We start from the raw sequence: 9,706 nt of genomic DNA, 5'->3' as shown, positions 1-9,706 counted from the left end.
ATCGTCTGTCCTTCCTTCAGGCCAGACTCTAATCGCTCGTGGAGGAAAATCAGGGGGTCACGTCACGACTTCGACGTCTTCAAGGCCCTCACCGCACTCCGGAATCACGAGGGTGACAGCTATAATCAGGTGCTTCGCCGCCTGCTCGCTCTGCCTGATAACCAAGAAAATGCCTTGAACGCATTGCTCAGCAACTCACAGGCCCACGAGATTGCGAAAGCTCTATCCAATTCGCCCGCACCTAAGAACGCCCTAGCCGCTTTCGCACATGGCGCTTGGTTCAATGGAGTCTTCTTTCCCGACGGAACGAAGCTTCGAGCAACTTACAAGGGCGCCGAGCATTTTGCGGAGATCCGAAACGGCCAATGGGTTGATGCGAATGGGGTCGTGAGGACTAGTCCATCAGATGCTGCAAGTGCGATTTCAGGGACCAACGTAAATGGCTGGCGATTCTGGCATGCATGGCAACCGACCCAAAAAATTTGGCGTCGTTTGGATGACTTCCAGTGATCCAGTCCTTCGCCTGCGCAGAAACCGAGCACATCTGGAACGGCAAGCGCAGCCGCAAGCTGCCCGCCGATATCCAGCAGCGCGCGCTGGCGAAGCTCAACATGATCGATGCGGCTGACACCCTCGACGACCTCAAACTCCCGCCGAGCAACCGTCTGCACGAGCTGGACCGTGACCGCGTCGGTCAGCATTCCGTTTCCATCAACATGAAATGGCGTATATGCTTCCGCTGGGACAACGGAAACGCATACGATGTCGAAATCGTCGACTACCACTGACACCTCGGACTGGCTGCACATCCCCCACGCGGGGGAGATGCTGGTCTCGGAGTTCATGGAGCCTCTGAAGCTCAACACCGCCGCCTTGGCCGATGCCATCGCGGTCGAACCCGCGCGCCTGCAAGCGATGATCGACGGCACCACCCGCATCGACGGTGAGCTGGACCTGCGCCTCTCGCGCTATTTCCGCATGTCGGAAGGCTTCTTCCTGCGACTTCAGACGATTGCCGAACTGCGCGCAGCAAAGCGAGCCCTGAACGGCGAGCTGGAACGGATCACTCCCCGCGCCGCCTGACAGCCTCACCAAGCTGGGCGCAACGCCCTCGCCCGCGCTTGACCCCCGCCCCGCAGGCCTGCCAATCCCCTGTCCCCATGAACACCCGACTCATTGCGCTGCTGGCCGCTGCCGGCACCTTCGCCCTTGCCGCCCCCTCCCTCGCGCAGGACGCGCCCAAGGCGGACAGCGCCGCCAAGTCCGCCGCGCCCTCGCCCGAGGCGCAGGTCCGCTCCCGCGATCTTGTCGGCACCTTCGGCGGGCAGCGCGTGCCCTACAAGGTGACGATGGCCGACACGATCCTTTCGGACGAGAGCGGCAAAGCCGAGGCGGTCATCCTGACCACCTCCTATGTGAAGACCCCCGCCGACCCCGCAAGGCCGGTGTTCTTCCTCTACAATGGCGGGCCCGGTTCGGGCTCGGTGTGGCTCCAGATGGGGGCTTTCGGGCCCAAGCGGGTCGCGATCCCCTCGGACGGCAAGGACGACGGCGCCCTGCCCTACCCGCTGCTCGACAATCCCGACAGCCTGCTCGACGTCGCCGACCTCGTGTTCATCGACCCGCCGGGGACGGGGTTCAGCTATCTGACCCCGGGCACCGATCCCAAGAAGTATTATGGCCTGAGGCAAGACGCGCGCGCGGTGGCACAGGTGATCCGGCGCTGGCTGGCCGACAATGGCCGCTGGTCCTCGCCGAAATACCTCGGCGGAGAGAGCTACGGCACCAGCCGCACCGCGATGGTGGTCGACGAGCTCGAGGGCTCGACCTACAACGACGTGGGATTGAACGGCCTCATCCTGATCTCGACGATCCTCGACTTCGCGGGCCGCGAGCCCACTCCCGGCAACGAGCTGGCCTATATCGTCACCCTGCCGAACATGGCGGCGGCCGCTTACTACCACGGCAAGGTTCAGGCGCCTTCGGTGGAGGCGATCGTCGCCGAGGCGCGCAAATTCGCGATCGGGCCCTTCGCCAGCACGCTCCTGAAGGGCGAGGAACTGCCCGCCGACGAGCGCGCCGCGGTGAGGAAGGAACTGGCGCGGCTCACCGGCCTTTCCGAAACCTATCTCGATGAGGCCAACCTGCGCGTCACCGACCAGCGCTTCTACAAGGAGCTGCTGCGCGACCGGGGGCTGACCATCGGCAGGCTCGACGCGCGCTATACCGGCAAGGACTACGACAACGCCGGCGAGACGCCGGACAATGACCCGAGCTTCTACGGGATCGATGCAGGCTATACCGCCGCGATCAACGTCTGGACGCGCGAGACGCTGGGCTACAAGACCGACCGGAATTACCAGGCGATCGGCAATGTCGGCGGGCAGTGGGACTGGACGCTGGGGAGCGGATGGGGGCGGCAGGCCTATCTCAACATCGCGCCGCTGATCGGGCAGGCGATGCGCCAGAACAGCGGATTGCGGCTGTTCAACGCGCAAGGGTACTACGATTTCGCCACGCCCTTCTTCGGCGCGGAATATTCGCTGAAGCGTTCGGGCGTGCCGCAGGACCGGATCACGTGGAGATATTACGACGCCGGGCACATGATGTATGTCCGCGACGAGGACCGCGCCAAGCTCAGCGCCGATATCCGCGAATTCATCCGCGCGCGATGATCCGGCGCCAGGTGCTGTGCACTGCGCTCGCGCTGGCGGGCGCGCTGGCGGGGTGCAAGCCGCCGCCGACCGATAGCGCGGCGGCGCGGGTCTCGCTGCTCGCGCCCGAGGGAGGGCCGTCCGAACCGATCGCCTCGCCCGATGTGACAGGGGCGGTCTGGGCATCCACTTCCAACCCCCTGCGCCTCGTCTACGGCATTCCCGGCCAGCCGGTGCTGCTCGCGATCGAATGCCGCGACGCGCAGGCCCCCGAGGCGCGGATCAGGATCACCCGTCATGCCCCGGCGGACCCGGGCGCGAGCGCGCTGCTGGCGCTGATCGGCAACGGCTATATCGGGCGCTTCCCCGTCGATGCGGCGAGCCTCGGGGGCCAGCGGGTGTGGGCGGGAGAGGCCCCGGCGCTCACGCCCGAATGGGACGCGCTGAAGCCCGCGCGCGAGGCGACGGTGACAGTGCCGGGCGCGGGCCTCCTGAAGCTCAACCCCAGCCCGCTGCCGATGGCGCTGGTGACCGCGTGCCGGGGCATTCCGCCGCTGGTGCCGCTGCCGGTGCCGTTGGAGGTGCCCAACGTCCCGATGACGCTTTCACCGATCCCCTGACGCCTTCCGCGCCAGCAGATCGGGGGTGAGCACCTGCGGCAATTGCGCGGGCGCGCCCGCGCCGGGCGCATACCACAGGTAAAGCGGCACGCCCGCCGCGCCCTGCGCAGTCAGGAACTGCGTGATCGCCGCATCGCGCCGCGTCCAGTCGCCGACCAGCACCGTGACGCCCGCCTTCTCGAAGGCCGCCCGGGTGCTCTCGCGCTCGATCGAACTCGCCTCGTTGACCTTGCAGGTCACGCACCAATCGGCGGTGAAATAGAGGAACACCGGCTTGCCCTCGCCCCGCGCCTTGGCCAGCGCCTCGGCGCTGAAGGGCTGGCTGGCAAGGATGCTCGCGCGCGCCGTGCCGGCCCTTGCCTCGTAGACATGGGGGAGCGCGATGGCGGCAAAGGCAAGGAAGGGCGCGGCCACCAGCCCGAAGGCGGGCCACGCCATCTTGCCTCCGCGCTGGAGCCTGCCGACCACGAACAGCGCCACCAGCACGCCCAGCACCAGCACCAGCGCGACAATCGCGAAGGGCCGTCCGCCCAGCTGCACCGTCAGCCACACCAGCGCCAGCGCGGTGAGGCCCATCGGGATCGCCATGATCCGCCGGAACCGCTCCATCCACGCGCCGGGCCTTGGCAGCATCCGCCGCAAGGGCGGCACGAAGCCCAGCGCCAGGAACGGCAGCGCCAGCCCCAGCCCCAGCAGCGCGAACAGCACCAGCGCCTGCGGGACCGGCAGCACCAGCGCCGCGCCCAAGGCTGCGGCCATGAAAGGCCCGGTGCACGGCGTCGCCACAAAGGCGGCAAGCAGCCCCGTGGCGAAGGCCCCGGTCTTCTCGCCGCCCATGCTGACCGAGATCGCAGGCAGCTCGAACAGCCCGGCAAAATTGGCGGTGATCGCAGCGGCGAGCACCAGCAGGCCGACCACCACGCCCGGCTGCTGCAACTGGAACGCCCAGCCGACCTGCTCGCCCGCCGCGCGCAGCGCCAGCAGCAATGCGCCGAGGCCCACGCAGGCGAGCACCACGCCCGCAGTATAGGCAAGCCCCTCGGCGCGCGCGCGCCCCTCATTGGCTGCCTCGCGCTCGCCGGCGCGGGCGAGCGCGATCGCCTTCAGGCTCAGGATCGGGAAAACGCAGGGCATGATGTTGAGGATGAGGCCGCCCAAGAGCGCGCCCAGCACCAGCGTCCAGACCGGCGGGGCGGCGCTATTCTGCGGCCCCGCGACCAGTTCGCCCCCCGTCGGCACCGCGCCGAGATCGGCCTTGAACGCGAAGCCGCCCGCATCGCTGTCGCCGAAAGCGAGGATGCCCGAGACGCTGGCGGCCTTGCCGGTCCCGAATTCGTCGAGCGGGATTTCCGCGACCAGCAGGTCGCCCCTGCGGCGGAAGGTCTGCGCCGCGCTGTAGGAGACGAGCCGGTCGTTGGCGATGAACACATGCGGCGCATCGAGCCCCATGGCCTCGGGCAGCGGGATCGCGAGGCGCAGGGTCTTGCCCGAAATCGCGAAGCGCGCGTTGGCATCGAGCAGCGGCGCCGCCGCGGCCCGCCAGCGGGCGAAGTCGCCGCCGGCCTGCGCAGACAGGCGCGCGAATTGCGGCACGCAGATCTGGTCGGTGCAGGCGAGGTAATCGAGCGTGCCCCCCACCGGCCCGCTCCAGCCCTTGACGCTCGGTCCCGGGGTGACCGGCACCAGCACCGTGTAGGGGCCGGCGTAGATGTGGTTCATCAGGCCGCTGACCACCAGCTGCCGGGGCACCGGATAGCGCGCCTCGCCCACCTCCCAATCGGGCGGCAGGTCGAGCTTCAATTGCATCCCCGCCCCCGCATCGCCAGGGTTCGACCAGTAGCCGTGCCATTCGGGGCCCCTGGGCACGAAATGGAGCGCGAGCAGCCATTCCCTGCCCTCGGCAGGCGCGCCCTCGGCGTGGAGCGTGACCGCGATATTGTCCGACCCGATCAGCGGATCGCCGCCTTGGCCGCCCTGCGCGATGGCGGGCGCGGCGAGCATCACGCTTGCGGCCAGCGCAAGCAGCCATGCAAGCAATTGACGCATCGGGGTCGTGAAGATTCTTGCGCGGTGCACTCGCTACCCTCTAGGCATGACAGGCCACATTCGCAATCGGAGCCGCCACGGTGACAGCAACTTCAGACAAGCCCCGCGACCTCGTCATCCTCGGCGGCGGCCTGGTGGGCATGACGCTGGCACTGGCGGCGGCGAAGAAGGGCCTGTCGAGCCACGTCATCGACCGCGCCGACCCGGCCGAACTGACCGCCGAAGGCTTCGATGACCGCGCCACCGCGATCTCGACCGCAAGCTGGCACCTGTTTGCCAATATCGGCATCGCCGAGGGCCTCGAACAATTCGCCTGCGACATCGCTGCCATCGCCGTGACCGACCAGCAGAAGCCCGGCCGCCTCGATTTCGTCCCCGGCGAGGGTGACGGCACCTTGGGCCGGATGTTCCCCAACCGCCGGCTGCGCCTCGCGCTGTTCGAGGCGGCGGCGAAGGAGCCGCTGATCGAATGGACCCCGCTCGCCACGGTCGTCGATCGCCAGCGCAGCGAATATGGCGTTGCCGCAGTGCTGGCCGACGGGCGCACATTCAAGGGCCGGTTGATGGTCGCTGCCGAAGGCCGCCAGTCGCCGACCCGCGATGCGGCCGGCATCTCCATCGCCAAGTGGGATTACAAGCACCGCGCGATCATCTGCGGGCTCACCCACGAACAGCCCCACGGCAATGTCGCCTGGGAAATCTTCTACCCCGCCGGCCCCTTCGCGCTGCTGCCGCTCAACGACGATGCCGACGGCACCCACCGCTGCTCGCTGGTGTGGACCGTGTCGGAGGATGACGCGGCGGGCGTTACCAAACTGGGCGACCGGGCCTTCCTCGCCGAGGTCGAGAAGCGCATGGGGGGCGTGTTGGGCCGCGTGCTCAGCGTCGGCCACCGCTCGTCCTATCCCTTGGGCTTCCACCACACCGCCAGGATCACCGCCGAACGCTTGGCGCTGATCGGGGATTCGGCGCATGGCATCCACCCCATCGCCGGGCAGGGCCTCAACCTCGGCCTCAGGGACGTGGGCGCGCTGGTGGAGGTGCTCGCCGAGGGCGCGCGGCTGGGGCTCGATCCGGGCGATCCAGAAACCTTGAAGCGCTATGAAAACTGGCGCGGGCTCGACAGCTTCATGGTCGCGCTGGCGACCGACGGGCTGACGCGGCTGTTCGGTGTCCCCGGCAAGACGGCCAGCGCAGTGCGCCGCCTCGGCATGGCGGCGGTGCAGCGGACGCCGCTCTTGAAGCAGTTCTTCATGGACGAGGCGCGCGGGGTCTCGGGCGATCTGCCGGAACTGCTGCGGGGGTAGAGTTGCGCATTCTCCGTCACTCCAGCGCAAGCTGGAGCCTAGGGCGGTCCGCACAACATTCCGTTGCTGACTCTGGTGTCGGGAGGACGGGAGAAATCCAACTGCTTCTCTCGAGGCCCAGCTGTTCCCCCCGCCAAGTCTTGCCTCCCGGCTTGGCTGAGAGCGCGATCAGTTTAGCGCAGTGCCTTGCGGTAACAAGTGTCGGCGCTGCGCCGCCCTAGGCCCCAGCGTTCAACCTTCGGTTGTGCTTCGCAACCGCTGGGGTGACGAGATGGGGGTCCGTCCACACTACAGACCATAAGAAAATCAGCGCTTTCCTACACGCCCCTGCCCTGACATGATCCGCCCATGACCCGCGCCGCGCGCCCTTCCTGCCCCGTCCAATCGCCGCCAGAAGGAGGGCAGCTCTTTCGCCCCAGGACAGTGTCTCATTGTCTCCTACACGCGCGGACGGGCCGGCCTAGGGCAGCACCAGCGGGCTCAGCGCGCGCACCGGATTGCCCGCTCCGTCGCGCACCCCGCGCTGGTCGAGCACGGTGGCGGTCTCGATCACTTCCAATGCGTCCATCGCCTTCTTGTAGCGTTCCGCGTCCCTGATCCAGGCTGCCGCCTTGGCCGCGCCGGGCATCCCGCGCACCTCGTCGATCGCGGCCTGGTACCGGCCCTGCTCCAGCGCCCAGCGCGCGCGTTCGAGGCGCTTGGCGGGCTGCGGCGAGGGGGTGGTCTGGCGGCGGAACACGAACAGCTCCTTCAATTCGCGCTTGAAGGCGCCCCACGAGGGGCCCTCGCTCGTCTGCTCGAGCTGCGGCCCGAGCCCCTCGAGCCGGGCGACGAGGCTGTCGAGCCGGACCGGGTTGCGCGCGAAGTCGATGATGGTGCCGACGGCGTTGGGCCACTGGTCGCCGAAGCGCAGGCGCAGCTGGTCGGCAAGGTATCCGAGCTCCGCACCGCGCTCGACCGCGCGGCGGGTGGCGAAGGCGATCAGCAGGCTCTCGGCGCGGGCCGCGTTGCCGGCCGCCGCTTGCGCCTGGAGGTCGAGCCGGGTGAGGCGCTGCTCGGCGGCGGCAAGGCGCTGGTCGATGCCGCCCTGCTGCTCGGCGACCTGTTCGACCTTGGCGGCAGCCGCAGCAAGCGGCGTGGGGCTCGGGCCAAGTGCAGGGACGGGTGCGGCAGCGGCGGCGGGCGAGGCGGCGGGGGCGAGGGGCTGCTGTGCAGGGGTTCCGGCGAGGTTGTACCACACCGCTCCGCCCGCCAGCCCCGCGCCGAGCGCGAAGGCAAGCAAGACGGCGACCAGCGCGCCGCGCATCGATCCGCCCGCGCGCGGCGGGGTGTTCAGCGATGGTTGTGGCTGCGATGCCATGGCGATCCGTTCTTGCGACCTGTGCTCTGCTGGCCCCAGCGCACGCTGCTACGGCTGCCGGGGCGGGATGGGGGGAATGGAGCGTGCCTCATCGCACAAGTCAAATGCCAATTGCAGCAAGGTGCCCTCGTCGGGCCGGGCGGCCGTGTGGACCCCGGCCCAGCCCTCGCCGGCGGCCGCCGCGATGCGCGGGCCGAGGGCGGCGAGGGTGATGCGGGCGCGGGCAAGGCCGAGCCGGTCGCACTCGGCGGCAAAGTGGCTGGCGGTAGCGGCCGAGTGCAGCAGCACCAGCGCCTCGCCCGACCCCAGCAGGGGGGCTGCCGGATCAAGCGGCAGGGGCGCGGAGCGGTAGGCGATCACCTCGGCGAAGGTGACGCCTGCGGGCGGCACGAGCGGCACATGCTCCTCGCCCGCGATGCGCAGCAGGTGGCGGGGGGGCGCGATGGCATCGAGCACGCCCTGGAGGCCGCCGCTGCCGGTCATGGCGACGCTCAGCCCGGCGGCCCGCGCGGCCGCCGCGGTCGCCTCGCCCACGGCGAAGACCGGCTTGGCGGCGAGGCGGGCGAGGTGCGGCCCGCCGTGGAGGATGGCGTTGGCGCTGCCGATCAGCAGGCCGTCGATGCCGGCAGGATCGGGGCAGTCCCAGGCGAGCGGGCGGATCGCCGAGAGCGGCAGGCCGGTGATCGCGGCGCCGCCGGTGCGGGCCTTGTCCAGCGTCGCGCTCAGCCCGGGCTCGGGCCGCACGGCGAGCAGGCGGAAGCTCAAACGCCCGCCCGGAAGTGGGCGGTGATGCTCTCGGGAGCGCGGGCGAGGAGGTCGGCGGCGAGCGCCCCGAGCGCGGCATGATCGCCACGGGCAAAGGCGGCGCTGCCCTCGATCCGCGCGGCCCCGTCGGGCGAGAACAGGGCGGCGCGCATGCGCAGGGTCTCGCCCGCACCCTCGCACAGCACCGCGACCGGCGAGTGGCAGGTGCCCCCGAGCGCTGCGAGCAGGGCGCGCTCGGCCTCCAGTTCGGCGCGGGTGGGGGCATGGTCGATGGCGGCGAGGAGCGCGGTGGTGGCAGCGTCATCGGCGCGGCACTCGATGGCGATGACGCCTTGGGCGGCGGCGGGGATCCACTCGTCCGGCGACAAGGGCGTGCCCACCGCGGACTGATCGAGCCGTTCGAGCCCGGCAGCCGCGAGGAAGGTCACATCGGCCTCGCCCTCGGCGAGCTTCCTGAGGCGCGTTGCGACGTTGCCGCGGAAGGTCACGACCTTGCAATCGGGCCTCAGGTTGAGGAGCTGGGCCGCCCGCCGCGGCGCGCTGGTGCCGACGGTGGCGCCGTGCGGGATCGCGGCGATGCTGGCCGCGCCCACCAGGCTGTCACGCCGGTCGGCGCGCGGCAGGAAGGCGGGGAAGTGGAAGGCCTGCGGGCGGATCGTCTCGACGTCCTTGGCCGAATGCACCGCGATGTCGATCCGCCCCTCGCCGAGCCACTGGTCGAGCTCCTTGGTCCACAGCGCCTTGCCGCCGATCTCGGCAAGCGGGCGGTCGAGCACCTTGTCGCCGCTCGCCAGCACGGGGACAAGCTCGACCGCATCCTCGGCCCAGCCGTGGGCGGCGCACAGGCGTGCGCGGGTCTCGAAGGCTTGCGCCATCGCCAGCGGGGAATTGCGGGTGCCGAGGCGGATGATGGGTGCGGTTCGTTGAGGTTCAGTCATGGCCGCGCTTGCTCTA

Annotated in this window: 10 protein-coding genes; 6 read left to right on the top strand and 4 right to left on the bottom strand. The window is 69.6% G+C overall.

The annotated features are described in order from the left end of the window. From D620_RS16050 to D620_RS15845, 5 genes are all read left to right on the top strand, one after another. Nucleotides 1–510, top strand: a 510-nt coding sequence (locus D620_RS16050) for a DUF4357 domain-containing protein (RefSeq protein WP_233992059.1), incomplete at its 5' end; no start/stop codon positions are given. Then, nucleotides 507–788: a type II toxin-antitoxin system RelE/ParE family toxin gene (locus D620_RS0111005; RefSeq protein ID WP_017665865.1), complete on the top strand. Its 282-nt coding sequence runs from the start codon at nucleotides 507–509 to the stop codon at nucleotides 786–788. The genes D620_RS16050 and D620_RS0111005, both read left to right, overlap by 4 nt. Next, nucleotides 763–1,083 (top strand): HigA family addiction module antitoxin, encoded by a 321-nt coding sequence (locus tag D620_RS0111000; protein ID WP_026092149.1) that lies wholly within the window; start codon nucleotides 763–765, stop codon nucleotides 1,081–1,083. Before D620_RS0111005 ends, D620_RS0111000 begins: the two co-directional genes overlap by 26 nt. A 77-nt stretch (nucleotides 1,084–1,160) precedes the next feature. Beyond that, a complete protein-coding gene (locus D620_RS0110995) occupies nucleotides 1,161–2,675 on the top strand; it encodes a S10 family peptidase (RefSeq protein WP_017665863.1) in 1,515 nt (504 codons plus the stop codon). Continuing rightward, a complete protein-coding gene (locus D620_RS15845) occupies nucleotides 2,672–3,274 on the top strand; it encodes a hypothetical protein (RefSeq protein ID WP_017665862.1) in 603 nt (200 codons plus the stop codon). The genes D620_RS0110995 and D620_RS15845 overlap by 4 nt, the downstream gene beginning before the upstream one ends. Here the strand turns inward: D620_RS15845 and D620_RS0110985 are convergent. Beyond that, a complete protein-coding gene (locus D620_RS0110985; protein WP_051020595.1) occupies nucleotides 3,260–5,320 on the bottom strand; it encodes a protein-disulfide reductase DsbD family protein in 2,061 nt (686 codons plus the stop codon). The genes D620_RS15845 and D620_RS0110985 overlap by 15 nt on opposite strands. Nucleotides 5,321–5,460: 140 nt before the next feature. On the opposite strand from D620_RS0110985, the gene D620_RS0110980 reads away from it, so the two are divergent. Beyond that, nucleotides 5,461–6,627 (top strand): FAD-dependent monooxygenase, encoded by a 1,167-nt coding sequence (locus D620_RS0110980; protein WP_155800115.1) that lies wholly within the window; start codon nucleotides 5,461–5,463, stop codon nucleotides 6,625–6,627. Between the two features lie 460 nt (nucleotides 6,628–7,087). Here D620_RS0110980 and D620_RS0110975 read toward each other — a convergent pair whose 3' ends face one another. The 3 genes from D620_RS0110975 to hemC are packed head-to-tail and all read right to left on the bottom strand — an operon-like array spanning nucleotide 7,088 to nucleotide 9,690. After that, the gene (locus D620_RS0110975; RefSeq protein ID WP_033376617.1) at nucleotides 7,088–7,987 is read right to left on the bottom strand and encodes a hypothetical protein; all 900 of its coding nucleotides are present in this window, start codon (nucleotides 7,985–7,987) and stop codon (nucleotides 7,088–7,090) included. Nucleotides 7,988–8,035: 48 nt separating this feature from the next. After that, nucleotides 8,036–8,752 carry a uroporphyrinogen-III synthase gene (locus D620_RS15235; protein ID WP_017665858.1) on the bottom strand — a complete coding sequence of 239 codons (717 nt, stop codon included), beginning with the start codon at nucleotides 8,750–8,752 and terminating at the stop codon, nucleotides 8,036–8,038. Further along, complete coding sequence (gene hemC, locus D620_RS0110965) at nucleotides 8,749–9,690, bottom strand: hydroxymethylbilane synthase (RefSeq protein WP_081596582.1); 942 nt, start codon at nucleotides 9,688–9,690, stop codon at nucleotides 8,749–8,751. Before hemC ends, D620_RS15235 begins: the two co-directional genes overlap by 4 nt. Between the last annotated feature and the right edge of the window lie 16 nt (nucleotides 9,691–9,706).

Origin of the sequence: Porphyrobacter sp. AAP82 (assembly GCF_000331285.1) — a bacterium.
Taxonomy (GTDB): domain Bacteria; phylum Pseudomonadota; class Alphaproteobacteria; order Sphingomonadales; family Sphingomonadaceae; genus Erythrobacter.
Note: the sequence above shows the minus strand (reverse complement) of the source record. Positions and strands in the feature narration are given on the sequence as shown.